Here is a 16,542-nt window from a genome sequence, read left to right as displayed (position 1 = left end):
TGAGGCAGATGAAGGTCTTAGTTATCGGCGGCGGCGGTAGGGAACACGCGATTGCTGCTAAACTGCTCGAGGCAAATCAGGTTGAAACGGTTTATGCGGCGCCGGGAAATGCAGGCATGGCTTTTGACGGGGTAGAATGTGTTGCGATTTCTGAAACGAATGCTCCTGAGCTGATTCAATTTGCTAGGGAGAACGCGGTGGACTTTACGATTGTTGGGCCGGAAATTCCTTTGTTAGAGGGAGTGGTTGATGCGTTTGAATCGGCTGGGCTTAAGGCGTTTGGGCCGACGAAGCGGGCTGCTCTGATCGAAGGCAGCAAAGACTTTGCGAAAACATTTATGGCAAAATATGTGATTCCGACGGCAACTTCTAAAACATTTACGGATTATGCGGAAGCGAAAGCCTATCTTGACGAAAAAGGCGCGCCTATTGTGATTAAAGCGGATGGACTTGCAGCTGGAAAAGGGGTTGCGGTTGCGATGACAATCGAAGAAGCAACGCTTGCGCTCAAGGAAATGATGCTTGATGCGAAGTTTGGCGAAGCTTCTGAGAAAGTCGTGATTGAAGAGTTCCTTGTTGGAGAAGAGTTTTCGCTGATGGCTTTTGTGAACGGGGAAGAGGTTTATCCGATGGCGATTGCGCAAGACCACAAGCGGGCTTATGATGGTGATAAGGGACCGAATACGGGTGGAATGGGTGCTTATTCGCCTGTACCGCAAATTGCAGATGCGCTTGTTGAGACAGCGATTGAAACGATTCTTGTGAAGGCCGCACGAGGAATGGTTGCGGAAGATCGGGCGTTTCGCGGGATTCTTTATGCCGGCTTGATTGCAACGGACGCTGGGCCGAAGGTGATTGAATTTAATGCGCGGTTCGGTGATCCAGAGACGCAAGTGGTTCTGCCTCGGCTTGAGAGCAACTTTGCGGATCTTATTTGGGCGCTTTTGAATAATGAAAAACCGGATGTCCGCTTTAAAGAGCAAGGGGTTAATCTTGGGATTGTGCTTGCGAGTGCTGGTTATCCGGATCATTATGAAACGGGATTTGAAATTACCGGGCTTGATCAGATTTCTTCCGATATTAAGGTTTATCATGCAGGGACAAAACTTGAAACGGGCAGTGAGGCAAAAGAACAGAAGTTTGTTTCTGCCGGCGGACGGATTCTTCTGCTTGAAACGGCTGCAGATTCGATGCAAGAGGCACGTCTAGCTCTCTATGAAGAAATGAAAAAACTGGATAATCCACACTTTTTTTACCGGATTGATATTGGTATGAAAGCAGAATGAGATAGAGAAAAGAGAGGTTTCAATTTGAACTGGAACCTCTCTTTTTTGCGAAACGATTGTGTTTTATGCGTTGGTACGTTAAAATATGAAAGTATAGGAGTTCATGAAAAACGGAGGTTTTCGTATGCAAATAGAAAAGATTCGCGGAGAAGGCTTGGATGCTTTTTTTCAAGGAATTTTGAAACTTGAGTCGCTCGAAGAATGCTATGCTTTTTTTGATGATGTGTGTACGGTTAATGAAATTCAGTCGATGGCGCAGCGTTTCCAAGTTGCTAGAATGCTTTCAGAGGGTAAAACGTATAATGTAATTGAAGCGGAAACAGGAGCGAGCACAGCAACGATTTCACGTGTGAAACGATCGCTTAATTACGGGAATGATATGTATGAAGTGGTATTTGATCGAATGAAGGAAGCTGAAAAATAACGAGGTGACAGTTAAATGAAAAACGGACCGCTTAAGGGATTTCAATGGGCTGTTCTCGCGATGCTGGCCTTTTTTTGTTGTTTTTATTATCATTAGTATGATCACGAATGGTTCAGGTCTTGAATTCAATCTGCTTTGGCACTGGGTTTTTATTGCCGGGTTTGCTTTTACGACGTTTATCAATATGCGCGCCAAAAGTATAATTGGAACAGGGATCGGGCTAGCTGGAGTCATAATTTGTGTAGCCAGTTTAATTATTAAAGCACTATAGAGTTTGTCAGAAAAATTCTTGATCTGCTTTTTAAAAAGAGTCTTCTTTTGAAGGCTTTTTTTTGTTGTATTTATGTAAGACTTTTATCTACTAATTAGTTATTAAGACCTAAAAAGTTGCTCAGAGCTTTGGGTTTGATTACTTTCTTACTAGGGAAAAGACGAATTAGCTTTAGAAGGTGGGGAGGTAAATGAAAGGGAGAGAATTCTTGTTGGCACTTGTTTTCGGAAGTATTTTACTACTTGGACTTCAGATTATTCCGCAAGAAAGCGAGGCGGCAATTGCGCTTGGGGACAGTCAGGTAACAGGGAGTTTTTCGAACGGTGCTTATAACCAGTCTGTTGTTACGATTACATATCGATATGCACCGCTTGTGGCTGTATCGCTCAATGATACACCGGTTGCGATTATTGAACTTCCGAAAGAAATTGGGGATGCTCTTGCTGGGAGTACGACGAAGCAAAATGCATTTCTTGCAAGTTTAACGGGGACGGTTACTTATCCTTCGACGGTGCTCTTTAATCAAACGGATAACCTTACGACGACAATGGCTGTTACAAAGAGTTATGATGAAGCTACGCACACGCTCTTGTTCGTTTTTCCGCGCAGTACGCTACTGCTTGCGCTCACAAACTATTGGCAAGTGAATCTTTCGTTTGATGCCGGAGTGCTTTATAAAAAAGGAATCCGGATTCCGGCTGCTTATAATGGGACTAGTTATGCCATTCGCGGGACTTTCGTCTCGGTAACGGAAGGGATTAATTTGACGACAGGAAATACGAAAAGCGGTGTTCTATTAACTTCTGCGCTTGGTATTGGAAATTATCCGGTGCTTAGCCTCGCTGCACCTAAACTGAATGACAATTTGGTGCAGCTTGGAAAAACAGTTAGCGGAAGTGCAGGACAGACGCTTGATAGCGGTTATACGTATACGGCTGATGTCACTGTTGAAAAAAGTTCTGGTGGAACGATTACGAAAACGAATATTCCTGTTGCGGCTGACGGAAGTTTTCAGACTACTTTAGATGAAAGTTATGAATACGGAGATAGAGCAACGGCTATTTTACACGCGGCATCAAAAACGACGACGGATTATTATGAAAGTCCAAAAAGTACAGCAGTGCTGGTAAAATGGCCGATCAGTCCGCCTCAGCTTGATACGCTTGTTCCAGGGAGCCAGAGCGTTACAGGGAGTTTTACAGCTCAAACAGCTGGGCTTTATCAGATTCATTTGACGGTAAATGGTCAGAGTATTATCCAAAATGTATCAGGAACTACGTTTTCTGTTCCGGTAACAGCGCTTGCGGTCGGCAATTCTGTGACGGCAGAGATTTATGGAGTGAGTACGCGGACGGGGGCTGTTCTTGTGACCAGTTCAGCTGTTCAAAAAATGGTTCCTTATGCAGTACCTGTTATTCAACTAACGCATAGGTTTGAAAAGCAAAATAGTTCAGGAACTTTTGAGGCGGCAAGTTATGCGGTTTCTGGGCAAACGATACGAGTAACTTCGACGTCAATGTTGATGAACGCTTATTCGATGTGGGACAAGGAAACGATAAAAAGTTCGATTCCTGTCGGCCTGTCGAATATTTCTAATGTAAAACTTGTTAAGATAACGGCCTCGGGTGATGTGAAACAGCTCGCTGCTCCGCAAATTGTTACGGACGCATCAAGTCCAAGCGGGCAATCGCTTCAAGCTACTTTAACGGCAGACCCTCTACTTCAAGTGGGAGACAAGCTAGAATGGCAATATACGGGCACAATTCTCGACAGCGGTTATCCGAGTAAAATTACAGCATCTAGTCTTGTTGGCGGCTTGGATGGCAACGGGAATGCGATTCAATCGGTTTCGGGACTTTTGGATCTTGCGGTAAAAAATGGAACCTTACGATTGGAGTCTGTTCCAACAACGATAGATTTCGGAACGATAACAGTTCCGACAAAACCGACGACTTATCAGCCTGTTACGTCAAATATGGCGATTCAAATTACAGATGGACGAGTTGTGAAGAAGAAATGGTCGCTTTATCTCAGTGAGGTTACACCACTTTCTAACGGAAGTAAGATTCTAAGTGGTAGTTTTTATTATCAAAATGGGTCAAGTGTGAATCAGCTTACGCCAGATAGTTTGCTTGTTACTTCGCAAACGGTGAATTCGGATGATCCTTATCAAATCAATTTGGATGCTGATCATGGTCTCAGAATCAAGGTTGAGCCGCGACCGGAAATCGAAGCGAACAAAAGTTACTCGGGGGAGGTGATGTGGTCGCTCGTCGACGCACCATAAAGGTAAGAACCGAGAAGCTTTATAAAGAAGGTATAAAAAAAGGAAAGAAGGGGAAGAAATATGGAATGGAGTAAATTGGGTGTTTTCTTATCGGTGACTGGGGTTGTAGTAATTAGCGGGGTTAGCTATAGTGCGGATGCCGCTGTTTCGGGGACAATGAATTCGCATGCGGGGGTATTATTTCAAGCGGATACGGGTGTGACATCACCGGTGAATCCGCTTGATCCGACAGTACCAGTTGGACCGGTGAATCCGGCAGATCCGAATAATCCTCATGAGCCGGGAACGAGCGGACCGCTTAGTATTGACTATGTATCAAATTTTGATTTTGGCAGTCAAGTGATTGAATCCAAGGATAAAACGTATTATGCCAAACTGGATCATGTGCTTGCGACGAGTACGTCAACTGAACTTGATGTACCGAACTTTGTTCAAGTGACGGATAAACGTGGATCTAATGTTGGATGGAAACTGAGCGTGAAGCAAAATGGTCAGTTTGCAACGACTTCTGGAACGGTTAAAACGTTAAATAATGCGGTACTCAGTTTTGTTCAAGGAACGCCTAAATCATTAACAGCGGCAAGCTATGCGCCGACTGGGCAGGCTGTTTCGCTTGATCCGAATGGTACTTCTTCTTCGACTGTGGCTACGGCTGCTGCTGGCAAAGGAATGGGCACATGGACGGTTGCGTTCGGTGCGGATGCTAATGCGGCTAAAACAGGGGTAAGTTTGTTTGTGCCAATGGATACGGCGAAAGAAGTCGGTGCTAAATATGAAACAACGCTGACTTGGAGTCTTGAAAATACGCCGAATTAATAAGGGGGGATTAGGATGTTTCGAAGAGGGCTTTTTGGCATAGGTTTTGTGATTTTAATGAGTATGACGTGGCTCGGGTTTGCTCACGATGCTGCAGCTGCTGAGATGGATTTTTCGGTGGAGGCGATTTTGGATGGGCATCAGGCGGAACGGGGAAATACGTATTTTGATTTGCTTGTTAAGCCGGAGGAAACGGTGATGCTCGCTGTTCGGGTCAGTAATCATTCGGATACTGCTAAGGAAATCGGTGTTTATGCGAATACTGCGGTGACTAATGATAACGGCGTGATCGAATATGCGAATGATAATCCAAAACTTGATGCTTCTTTGGAACATCCTTTCAGCTCGCTTGTTGCGGTTCCAAGTCAAAGAGTAACGCTCGTTCGGAATGAAACAAAGCGCATCGAGATACCGGTGAGGCTGCCGAAGAAGGCATTTTCGGGAACGATTCTTGGCGGTTTGTATTTTGTGGATGAAACGGATTCTGGAAAGGTGCAGGATTCAGACGAGGGTGTGCAGATTCATAATCGGTTTTCTTATACAATTGGAGTGGTTCTGCGCGAAAATGAACGTAAGGTTGAACCGGACTTGAAACTAAAATCGGTTAAGGCTGGGCAGAAAAATGGTCGTAATACGATTTTTATAGGGGTTCAAAATGATAAACCTGAAATCTTGCGGAATTTAGTGCTATCTGGTCAAATATTCCGCGAAGGCGGCGAAAAACCACTGCAGACTTTTAGAAAAGAGAATGTGCAAATGGCGCCGAATTCACTGTTTAATTATGGGGTTAGTCAGGAAAATCAGGCGTTTCAGCCGGGGAATTATCTGCTTAAGCTTGAGGGGAAAGCAAACGGAAAAACATGGAAGTTTACGAAGAAATTTACGATTTCAAAGGATGAAGCAAAACGTTTTAACGATCAAGCTGTGGAGCTTGAGGAAAGCGGGATTTCGCCTTGGCTTTACGCGCTGATTGGTGCGGGTGTCTTGTTTGTAGCTGGATTTTCGTTCTGGGCAGGGAAACGGGCAAGGCGGAGTTGATAATTAGTATACAACTTTTTAGAGCAGTGTTTCGATGAGAAGGAAACTTTTTAATCGAAATACTGTTTTTTTCGTGTTTAAGTGGGCGGTTTTTGGTATAGTACGTGTAAAGGAACGATGTGAGAGATCGGAAAAAGGAGGGAGATTGAGTGTGACAAAAGCCTTTTTTAATGATGCAAAATATGACTGGCTGAATATAAATTCGGATAATCTTGAAGAGCTTGAAACGCTTTATCAGGAATATGAAATTAGTGATGAGGTACTGACTTATGCGCTGGATAGAAATGAACGGGCGCATCTCGAATATGATGAAGCGACGCAAACGTTTTTCTTGATCTATCATGTACCAGACTTAGAAAAAATCGATAATCATTATGAAACGATTCCGATGACTTTTATTATTAAGGATAATCATTTGATTACGGTGAGTAGTGACAAGACGGATTATGTCGTGGAGCGGATGAAGAAGTTTTTGGATAATAAGCCGGATGCAACTTTATTTGAATTCTTATTTAGCAGCTTGTTTTTGATTGCGAAGGCATTTTTTCCGCTGGTTGAGGATGTTGACTATGAAAGAAAGCTCGTCAGCAGCAAACTTAAGGTCAAGACGACGAAGAAAAATCTGCTCGCACTTTCGGACCTTGAAACAGGGATCGTTTACTTGGTTTCTGCTTCTAAGCAAAATGTCGTGCTTCTTGAGCAAATTAAAGCGCATTCGTTTTATCGGGGCTTTTCAGAATCGGAAAAGGAACAACTGGACGACGCAATCATCGAAGCAAAACAGCTGGTCGAAATGACAGTGCTTGCTTCGCAGATTTTACAGCAACTTACAGGCTCATATAACAATGTGCTTAATAATAATTTGAACGACACAATGAAAATTTTGACGGTGCTTTCGCTGTTGCTCACGCTTCCGACGATTGTTACGGGATTTTTTGGAATGAATATGCCACTGCCGCTTGAACATAATCCGGCTGGCTGGGTGATTAGTATTTTTATTAGTCTCGGTTTGTGGTTCGTTTTAGCTTTTATTTTGCGTGGGCGTATTTAGTAACAAGAAAGTAATACATAATCATTGAGAATGGGGAGGCATCATGGAAAAAGGGATTCTCGATTATTCGTATTTGGATATTTTGGGCGACGAGTTTAGTGTTTATGAGAATAATTTTGTCAAAGATCCGCAAGAATTTCAGTTTGGATTTTGTGGGATCGAACGCTATCACGACTTAGATGGGAGCGGAACTTTTCAGCTGAAAGTACTGATCGATTCGCTTGGAAAACTTGTTCAGAAAGCGGATGGGCTTTTTATCAGTTCGGAAAATAAGGTTTTTGGATTGAAACTTCCGATTGATGAACGAGAATTAAAAGAGCTTATTTTGCAAGAAGGAATGGCAGATAGTACATTTTGTTTTCCTGATGAAACGGCTTTTTTATATCTAGATGATGAGTATGATTTTGTACTGATTGGTTTTCATAAAAAAGTTTGTTCGCAAGTCGAAGCTGCTGATTTTATCGATCAATTTAAGCTACTTCCTGTCGCAACATTTTTTGCGGAAGACAGTTCTGATGAGAATGTGAAGGGTTTGCAAATATTATATGGCACTGAGCCGAAATCATATATAGAACCGTCACGCGGATACGGCTGTTGTGTAGCTTTTTTTGGGGATTTGTTTTGTCCTTGTTTCATTGCTTATATACTTGATTTGGTACAGGTTCACGCATTAAACAAGCGGCTGATCGTTTAGATCAGCCGCTTGTTTGTTATTTGAGCAATCCGATTGCGGATAGGAAGACAAATAGGATTCCGATCGGTGCAATGTATTTGATTAGAAACAGCCAAATGATAAACACTTTTTTACCGAAACGACTGCTTGCTGTGAATTCTTCGATTAGTAGTTTGCGCGGTAACCGGAAGCCAACGAAAATGGCGATGAAGAAAGCACCGATTGGAAGCATTAGGTTAGAGACAAGAAAGTCGGCAAGCTCGAAAAAGGTTTTGCCGAAGATGTGAATGTCAGAGAAAACACCGAAACTCAGTGCTGACGGGACGGCTAGGAGCATAATGAACAAGCCAATCATAGAGCTCGCTTTTTTCCGAGAAATCCCTTGCGACATAATCGGAGCAACGGTCGCTTCAAGCATTGAAAAGCTTGAGGTTAGCGCGGCGAACAGGAACAGAATTAAAAAGATGATGAAGAAAACTGCCCCGAACGGAAGCTGATTGAAGATCGCCGGTAAAATAACGAATAAAAGGCCAGGTCCTGCATCTGGTTTGATATCTAGTGCAAATACGGCTGGGAAAATCGCCAGCCCCGCTAATAGGGAAACGGTCATGTTCATCAGTGCTACTGAAATTGCGGAACCAGGCAAGCTCACGGATCGGTCGAGATAGGAGCTGTATGTGACCATGACGGATAAACCAACGCTTAGCGAGAAGAAAGCTTGTCCCAGTGTAATTAAAATCGTGCTACCTGTGATATGGGCGAAATCTGGTTTTAAAAAGTAAATGACGCCTTCAAGCGCTCCGTCGAGTGTGAGCGATCGGATGATGAGAACGACAAACAAGATGAAGAGCGCAGGCATCATAAATTTGCTCATTTTTTCAATGCCAGCTACGACTCCGCGGCTGACTACAAGAATGTTTAATAGAATAAAGACAAATGTTGACAGTAGCGAAATGTTTGGATCTGCGGTTGTTTTGCCGAATTCTGCCAGAAGCTCGGATTGGGATAGGCCATCGAGCGAAAAGGTGAAGGCTTTGTATAGATAGGTAATGATCCAGCCGCCGACAACGCTGTAAAAAGAAAATAAGATGCTTGCGCCGACAACCCCCATTTTGCCGAGCAGGTTCCATTTGCTACCTTTTGCAAGCTTGCTATATGCTGTAATCGCATCGCCTTGTGAACTTCGCCCAATGACGAATTCGGCGATTAAGATGGGTGTGACAATGAAAAGTGTTAAGATTAAAAAGAGGATGAAAAAGGCGCCTCCTCCGGCGGTTGCAGCGACATATGGAAGTTTCCAGATCGCTCCAATTCCAATCGCAGAACCGGCAGAAGCTAATATAAAGCCGAGTTTTGATCCCCAATTTTCTCTTTTTTCCATAAAATTCCTCCTTTAGGCTGTTAAAGTGATGTTTATCATATCAAAAATTTGCCGGAACGGAAAGATTTTTCTGAAAAAGTACAAAAAAAAGTTAAATTATTGCTTGAAAGGGTGAACCGCTTCTAAACAAATGCTATAATGAATTATTGAATGACTGTAAGAAGAAAGGGTACAAAGATGGCACATTTTTTTAAGATTGATCCGGCTAAACCGCTTTCGGAACGGGAAGTGGAGGCGCTCTTTCATAGTTCTACGGACGGCTTTATTATCGGAGGTACGGATCAGGTTACAGCAGAAAATACGGCCTTTTATTACGAACGGTTAATGGAAACGGACAAGCAACTGTTTCTCGAAATTAGTCATGCTGAGATGGTGCTTCCGTATGCGGATCAATTTTTGGTTCCAATGGTACTGAATTCTCCGGATGCGAAATGGGTCGTCGGCAAGTTTGTCGAAGCGCTAAGGGAGTTTTCTCCACATGTTCCGTTTAAACGGATCACACCGCTCGGATATGTCATACTGAACGCGGAGGCGAAGGCTGCCAAATTGACAAGGGCGAATGCGGCTCTTGAGAAGAAAGATATCACGGCGTATGCCGAACTTGCGGAGCATTTTTTAAAGTTGCCGGTTTTGTACATCGAATATAGCGGAACTTTCGGCGACACGGAGCTTGTTCGGGAGGCCAAGGCGGTGCTTAAGGAGACAAAACTCTGGTACGGGGGCGGAATTAAATCACGTGAACAAGCGGCAGAAATGCATGAATACGCGGATGCGATTGTTGTCGGCAATCTGATTTATGAGAATTTTGAAGAAGCACTTAAAACGGCAGAAATTGTTAGGTGAAACGGCACGGATATGATAAAATAAAGAACAAATGTTTGTATGGTGGTGGAATAGAAATGCATTTAAATAGTGAAGAATTAGTAGCAGGACTGAATCCGGAACAGCGCCAAGCGGTTGAGACGACGGAAGGCCCGCTTCTTATTATGGCGGGAGCGGGGAGTGGAAAAACGCGTGTCTTGACGCACCGGATCGCGTATTTGATTAAGGAACGAGGCGTTAATCCGTACAATATTTTGGCGATTACGTTTACGAATAAAGCCGCGCGGGAAATGAAAGCTCGTGTTATTGGGCTTCTTGGCGGGGAAGCGGAATCAATTTGGATCTCAACGTTTCACTCAATGTGCGTAAGAATTTTGCGGCGCGATATTGACCGAATCGGTTATGAACGCAATTTTACGATTCTTGACAGCGGAGACCAAATTTCGGTAATTAAAGGCATTTTGAAGGATAAGAATGTCGATACGAAGAAATTTGAGCCGCGCGGTATTCTTGCTTCGATCAGCAATGCTAAAAATGAACTGATGACGGCAAGCGACTACAAGAAAGAAGCAAGCGGTTTTTATGATAATATGGTGGCTGAGGTTTATGAAGCGTATGAGAAAAAACTGAAGAAAAATCAAGCGCTCGATTTTGATGATTTGATTATGGTGACGATCCAGCTGTTTGAGCGGGTTCCAGAAGTGCTTGATTATTATGGACGCAAATTTCAATATATTCATGTGGATGAGTATCAAGATACAAACCATGCGCAGTATTTGCTTGTTCAAATGCTTGCGAAACGGCTACAAAATATCTGTGTGGTCGGAGATTCGGATCAATCAATTTATGGTTGGCGCGGTGCGGATATTTCAAATATCTTATCATTTGAAAAGGATTATCCAGATGCCAAAACGATTATGCTCGAAGAAAATTATCGTTCGACGAAACGAATTCTTGAAGCGGCCAATCGCGTGATTGAAAATAATTCCAATCGCAAAGTCAAGAAATTATGGACAAAAAATGATGAAGGGAAAAAGATTTTTTATCATAAAGCGCTGACGGAGAAGGAAGAAGCTTCATATGTGGTGAGTAAAATCCAAGAAGAAGTGACGCAGAAAAAAACGGCCGCTGTCTGATTTTGCGATTCTTTACCGAACGAATGCTCAGTCGCGCGTGATGGAAGAATTTTTCATGAAGTCAAGCATGGCCTATACGATGGTCGGCGGGACGAAGTTCTATGATCGTAAAGAAATTAAAGATATTTTGGCGTATTTGCGTCTCATTTCAAATAATAGCGACGACATTAGCTTGACGCGGATTATTAATGTGCCAAAACGCGGCGTCGGAGCGGGTTCGCTCGATAAGATAGCGCGTACGGCGGAAGCGTATGATCTGACTTTTTTTGAGGTGCTGAACCGGATTGAACTTGCGGGTCTTTCGGCGAAGATCAGAAAACAGCTGATCGAATTTCATGACTTGATTCAAAATCTCACAAAGATGCAGGACTATTTGACAGTAACGGAGCTTGTGGAAGAGATTCTTGAAAAAACCGGATACCGCACGATGCTGAAAAATGAACGCACGATTGAAGCGCAAACACGGCTTGAGAATATTGACGAACTGATGTCTGTGACGCAAAACTTTGAAAAGGAAAGTGAAGATAAATCGCTGCTTGCTTTTCTAGAAGATTTGGCGCTTGTGGCAGATGTCGATCGACTTGATGAAAATGATGCGGAGCAAAACGGCGCGGTGACGCTGATGACACTTCACTCTGCAAAGGGGCTTGAATTCCCGGTAGTCTTTCTGGTCGGGATGGAAGAAGGGATTTTTCCGCATTCGAGAGCACTGTTTGAAGAAGACGAAATGGAAGAAGAACGTCGGCTCGCTTATGTCGGGATTACACGTGCGGAAGAAGAGCTGTTCATAACGAGTGCTTACTCGCGGATGCTTTTCGGGCGTAGTACGGCAAACGCAGAATCTCGCTTTATTGGTGAAATCCCGCAAGATTTGATTGAGACGGGGAACGAAAACAAATTAAGAGAAGTACCGTTTAAGCGGTCTAATCCTGCTAAGAAATCAGTTCCTGCTTATGAAACAACGGGGGCAGCAGCGCTTGGTTGGGCGGTTGGCGACAAGGCTCAGCATAAAAAATGGGGCGTCGGCACGGTTGTAAGTGTTAAAGGGGAGGGAAGCAATATGGAACTGGATATTGCATTTCCAAGCCCGACTGGTATTAAACGTCTTTTGGCGGAATTTGCACCAATCGAAAAAGTTTAAGTTGGAAATGGTGGGCTCTAAATATGGATGAGAAAAAACGGTATGAAGAGATTATTCAAATACTGGATGAATATAGTTACGAGTATTATGTGATGGACAATCCAAGTGTAGAAGATTCGGAGTATGACGCTTTGATGCAGGAACTGCTTGCGCTTGAAGAAAAGCATCCAGATTGGGTGACGCCGGAATCGCCTTCGCAGCGTGTTGGCGGAATTGTGCTTGAAGGGTTTGAAAAAGTAGAGCATAAAACACCGATGTTAAGCCTTGCGAATGCATTTAATGAACAAGATTTGCTTGATTTTGACCGGCGGGTGCGCGAGAAAGTCGGGGAAGATCGTGAATACATGTGCGAACTAAAGATTGATGGTTTGGCGGTTTCGCTGGAATATGAAAATGGGCGCTACAAACGAGGCGCAACTCGTGGGGACGGTTCGACGGGGGAAGATATTACAGCGAACCTCAGAACGATTCGGTCGATTCCGATGAAGCTAAAACAGCCGTTTTCGATTGAAGTGCGCGGTGAAGCTTATATGCCGAAGCGTTCTTTTGTAAAACTGAATGAAACGCGTGAGGAAGAAGGGCAGCCGCTGTTTGCTAATCCACGGAATGCCGCAGCGGGTTCGCTGCGGCAGCTTGATACGAAAATTGCGGCTTCGCGAAACTTGGATATTTTCTTATATGCGGTAGCTGATTTTGGCGATATGGGTGTTACACGGCACAGTGATGGGCTGGATAAACTTGCAGAACTTGGACTCAGGACGAATACGGAACGGCGAATCTGCAAGACGATGGATGAGGTTTTTGCTTATATCGAGGAGTGGACTGAGAAACGTCCGGAACTCGATTATGATATTGACGGGATTGTCATTAAGTTGAATGATCTCGAGCAGCAAAAGGAAATGGGCGCACGGATCAAAACGCCGCGCTGGTCGATTGCATACAAATTTCCGGCAGAAGAAGTAGAAACGACTTTAGAGGATATTGAACTCAATGTTGGACGGACGGGCGTAATTACGCCGACTGCGGTGCTTGATCCAGTTCGAGTTGCAGGAACGACGGTCAGCCGCGCTTCGCTCCACAATGAAGATTTGATTCATGAACGAGATATTCGGATTGGCGATACGGTAGTTGTAAAAAAAGCGGGCGATATTATTCCAGAAGTGATTCGCAGTATTCCTGAGAAACGAACGGGGAAAGAAGTGCCGTTTAAGATGCCGGAAACTTGCCCGACATGCGGAAGCGAACTTGTGCGGCTTGAAGAAGAAGTGGCACTGCGCTGCATCAATCCAAAATGTCCTGCGCAAATTAAAGAAGAATTGATTCACTTTGTTTCAAGGAACGCAATGAATATTGATGGACTTGGGGAAAAGGTAGTGGTACAGCTATTTTCGCATGAATTGATTCATGATGTAGCAGATTTATATTTCCTCTCGAAGGAAAAACTGTTAGAATTAGATCGAATGGGAGAAAAGTCGGTTTCAAATTTGCTAGCCTCGATCGAGACGAGCAAAAAGAATTCCTTGGAACGGCTCCTTTTCGGACTCGGTATTCGACATGTTGGGGAAAAAGCAGCTAGAACGCTTGCGTTACGCTTTGATACGATGGATGCGCTCCGAGAAGCAGATAAAGAAACTTTGACGGAAACGGCAGACATCGGCGAAAAAATGGCGGACAGCATTGTGACTTACTTTGAAAATGAAGAAGTGCATGCGCTCCTAAGCGAGCTTGAGCGAGCGGGCGTAAACATGACGTACACAGGACCAAGACTTGAAGACGTACCGGAAGAAGAACTTGTTTTTGCCGGGAAAAAGGTTGTTTTAACAGGGAAGCTTGAACAAATGACACGCGATGCGGCGAAGGAACTTATTACGAACCTTGGCGGCAGTGTTTCAGGGAGTGTCAGCAAGAAAACGGATATTGTTGTTGCGGGCAGCGATGCAGGGTCGAAGCTTACAAAAGCAGAAGAACTCGGTATCCCTGTCTGGTCGGAAAGCGACCTTATGGAATACTTACCAGATGAGGGTGAAAAATAATCAATGAAAAAGAAGTTAATAGTCGTAGCAGCAAGTTTACTGCTCATCCTTTCAGGGTGTGCGCCGAAGCTTTCTTCGGATGAAAATGTGGTTCAAAAAGATGAAGAAAAGAAAAGCGAAACGGGCATCATGACGAAGAACCAAATTTCGTCCAATTATTATAAGACGGTTCTGCCGTATAAAGCGAGTAAATCACGTGGTTTAGTTGTATCAAATATCTATTCGCGTTATGATATTAATCAGCTTGAATCAGGACTGATGCGTCTTTCGCAAAAGGAATATTCTTCGGATGATTACTTATTCCAAGAAGGGCAGTATTTGGATAAGGAACTCCTGACCTCATGGCTTGCTAGAAAAAGTAGCAAAAATAAAGAGGGACTTAATCCAGAAGATAACGGTTTTGGTGAAAATCGTAATCCGATTTATTTAGCGCATATTCTGGAACAAGATTATTTGAAGAAAAATGATAAAAACAGTGTTTCGCTTGGCGGTATTTCAATTGCGCTTGCGATGAACTCGGTTGATTACTATCAAAAGATTCAATACGGCGACACATTTGAACAAGATATTAGCGATTCTGATCTGCTTCGCAAGGGAGAAGAAATGGCGCAAACTATTCTTGAACGTGTGCGTAAAACGAAAGGTCTCGAAAATGTTCCTGTGATGATTTCGATTTATAAACAAGGACAACGTGATGCGGTTGCACCGGGAAACTATATGGCCTATGCAACAGCAAACGGCGATACCTTATCGAACTTCAAGACGGTAAAAGAAAAAAAATTATGTGCTCCCTTCTACGGAAGCAAGTAGCGACTATAAAACAGATAATGATAATTTCTTAAATTTCAAAGCGGATATCGAATCTTACTACCCAAACTTTACGGGAGTTGTAGGTCGAGCACGCTATGAAGATGGCGAAATGGCTGAACTTGATATTGATATTCCACTTCAATTTTATGGTCAAGCTGAGATTATCGGCTTCACACAATATGTGACAGACCTTGTCGGTAAACACTTGCCGAGCGGAGCGAATATCCAAGTGAACATTTCCACTTCGGATGGTCCAGCGGCTCTGATCACGCGTGATCCAAGCGATAAGAGTGCGAAAGCGCATATTTATGATTGATGAACAAAACCGGTGCGGCTTCCTTAGGTTGCTGAACCGGTTTTTCTTTTATGCTAAAATAAAGTATCAACTGATGGAAAGAAGGGCTTCAAGATGAAACATAGGATAGCGATTTTGGCTGATGTTCATGGAAATGCAACAGCGCTTCAAGCGGTAATTGAAGACAGTCGCGAGCAAGCAGCAACGGAATATTGGTTCTTAGGCGACTTGCTGCTTCCCGGCCCTGGCGCAGCAAATGTATGTCACATGCTAGAAGCGTTGAAACCTAGTGTTGTTGTGCGCGGCAACTGGGATGATTGCTTTTTAGAAGTGCTTGATGGCGATGTTGATTTGGAAAACCCAACGGATGTTTTCTTCGCGAAACTTGTGGAGCATCTTTTGCCGCAACTAGAAGTGAGCTTCATTGAACGAATAAGGAGTTGGCCGCTTCATCAAATGGCTGAGCGTAATGGGATCAAGATTGGTATTTCGCATAACTTGCCGGAAGTGAATGATGGTGGGGCGCTCAGGATGAGCGCCGAACAAGCACAATTTGATAAGCTATTTGATTGCGGCGATGAGCTTGATTTGGCGGTTTATGCGCATGTGCATCATCAAACGATGCGCTACAGCAGCCGCGATCAGCTGATTTTGAATCCAGGCTCGGTCGGGCAGCCATATAATGATTGGCCGAAGCTTAGGCGTGATCTTAGAGCATGTTACTTGATTCTAGAGATTGACGAGGCGGGGATAGTGGATGTGGATTTTCGCAAAGTGGACTATGACGCGCAGGCAGAGTTTGAAGTAGCAAGGGAGACTGAATTGCCGTATCTTGAATTGTACAAGATTAAATTAATGACAGGAAAGACGTTTACGCATGACGGCGCAAGGCTTTCTGTGGTTAGCGAAGCAGAAGGCTATGCCGAAGATGTCCGGGCCATGCTCGACAGATTTTCTAGAGGAAAACTTTGAGGAAAGAGCACTCGCCAGGTGGTTCTTTTTGCCGTAAAAGTGGGCTTGATAATTTGTGTCGCGCGAGTTTGGCAGTTGTGATATAATTTTAGCATTAGTGGAAAAA

General features: G+C 43.8%; 11 protein-coding genes and 2 pseudogenes. 12 read left to right on the top strand and 1 reads right to left on the bottom strand.

The window, feature by feature from the left end; translation table 11 throughout:
* Positions 1 to 8 precede the first annotated feature (8 nt).
* The 7 genes from purD to MFLO_RS10075 all read left to right on the top strand — a co-directional run bounded on the left by purD (position 9) and on the right by MFLO_RS10075 (position 7,867).
* Positions 9 to 1,286 carry a phosphoribosylamine--glycine ligase gene (gene purD / locus MFLO_RS10110; protein WP_036097828.1) on the top strand — a complete coding sequence of 426 codons (1,278 nt, stop codon included), beginning with the start codon at positions 9 to 11 and terminating at the stop codon, positions 1,284 to 1,286.
* 124 nt (positions 1,287 to 1,410) lie between these two features.
* A complete protein-coding gene (locus MFLO_RS10105; protein ID WP_036097826.1) occupies positions 1,411 to 1,710 on the top strand; it encodes a YerC/YecD family TrpR-related protein in 300 nt (99 codons plus the stop codon).
* A gap of 461 nt (positions 1,711 to 2,171) precedes the next feature.
* Positions 2,172 to 4,268, top strand: coding sequence for a WxL domain-containing protein (locus MFLO_RS10095; protein ID WP_036097825.1), 2,097 nt, complete (start codon positions 2,172 to 2,174; stop codon positions 4,266 to 4,268).
* Positions 4,269 to 4,328: 60 nt separating this feature from the next.
* Positions 4,329 to 5,084, top strand: coding sequence for a WxL domain-containing protein (locus tag MFLO_RS10090; RefSeq protein WP_036097824.1), 756 nt, complete (start codon positions 4,329 to 4,331; stop codon positions 5,082 to 5,084).
* Between the two features lie 15 nt (positions 5,085 to 5,099).
* Positions 5,100 to 6,122 (top strand): WxLIP family cell surface protein, encoded by a 1,023-nt coding sequence (locus MFLO_RS10085; RefSeq protein ID WP_051993599.1) that lies wholly within the window; start codon positions 5,100 to 5,102, stop codon positions 6,120 to 6,122.
* A 145-nt stretch (positions 6,123 to 6,267) separates the two neighbouring features.
* A complete protein-coding gene (locus MFLO_RS10080; RefSeq protein ID WP_036097822.1) occupies positions 6,268 to 7,173 on the top strand; it encodes a magnesium transporter CorA family protein in 906 nt (301 codons plus the stop codon).
* 43 nt (positions 7,174 to 7,216) lie between these two features.
* Positions 7,217 to 7,867 (top strand): hypothetical protein, encoded by a 651-nt coding sequence (locus tag MFLO_RS10075; protein WP_036097821.1) that lies wholly within the window; start codon positions 7,217 to 7,219, stop codon positions 7,865 to 7,867.
* A gap of 16 nt (positions 7,868 to 7,883) precedes the next feature.
* Here the strand turns inward: MFLO_RS10075 and MFLO_RS10070 are convergent, their stop codons facing one another.
* Positions 7,884 to 9,227, bottom strand: coding sequence for a sodium-dependent transporter (locus tag MFLO_RS10070; RefSeq protein ID WP_036097820.1), 1,344 nt, complete (start codon positions 9,225 to 9,227; stop codon positions 7,884 to 7,886).
* Positions 9,228 to 9,404: 177 nt separating this feature from the next.
* Here MFLO_RS10070 and MFLO_RS10065 point away from each other — a divergent pair, with 177 nt between their 5' ends.
* The 5 genes and pseudogenes from MFLO_RS10065 (at position 9,405) to MFLO_RS10045 (ending at position 16,436) form a co-directional block, all read left to right on the top strand.
* Positions 9,405 to 10,070, top strand: a complete 666-nt coding sequence (locus MFLO_RS10065) for a geranylgeranylglyceryl/heptaprenylglyceryl phosphate synthase (RefSeq protein WP_036097819.1) — start codon at positions 9,405 to 9,407, stop codon at positions 10,068 to 10,070.
* A 56-nt stretch (positions 10,071 to 10,126) separates the two neighbouring features.
* Positions 10,127 to 12,326, top strand: a pseudogene (gene pcrA / locus MFLO_RS10060) (DNA helicase PcrA).
* A gap of 23 nt (positions 12,327 to 12,349) precedes the next feature.
* Positions 12,350 to 14,359, top strand: a complete 2,010-nt coding sequence (ligA, locus tag MFLO_RS10055; RefSeq protein WP_036097818.1) for an NAD-dependent DNA ligase LigA — start codon at positions 12,350 to 12,352, stop codon at positions 14,357 to 14,359.
* Positions 14,360 to 14,362: 3 nt separating this feature from the next.
* Positions 14,363 to 15,485, top strand: a pseudogene (locus MFLO_RS10050) (CamS family sex pheromone protein).
* Between the two features lie 93 nt (positions 15,486 to 15,578).
* Positions 15,579 to 16,436, top strand: a complete 858-nt coding sequence (locus MFLO_RS10045) for a metallophosphoesterase family protein (RefSeq protein ID WP_036097817.1) — start codon at positions 15,579 to 15,581, stop codon at positions 16,434 to 16,436.
* Positions 16,437 to 16,542: the final 106 nt, after the last annotated feature.

This window comes from Listeria floridensis FSL S10-1187 (genome assembly GCF_000525875.1).
Taxonomy (GTDB): Bacteria; Bacillota; Bacilli; order Lactobacillales; family Listeriaceae; genus Listeria; species Listeria floridensis.
This window is presented reverse-complemented; position numbering and strand designations above follow the sequence as displayed.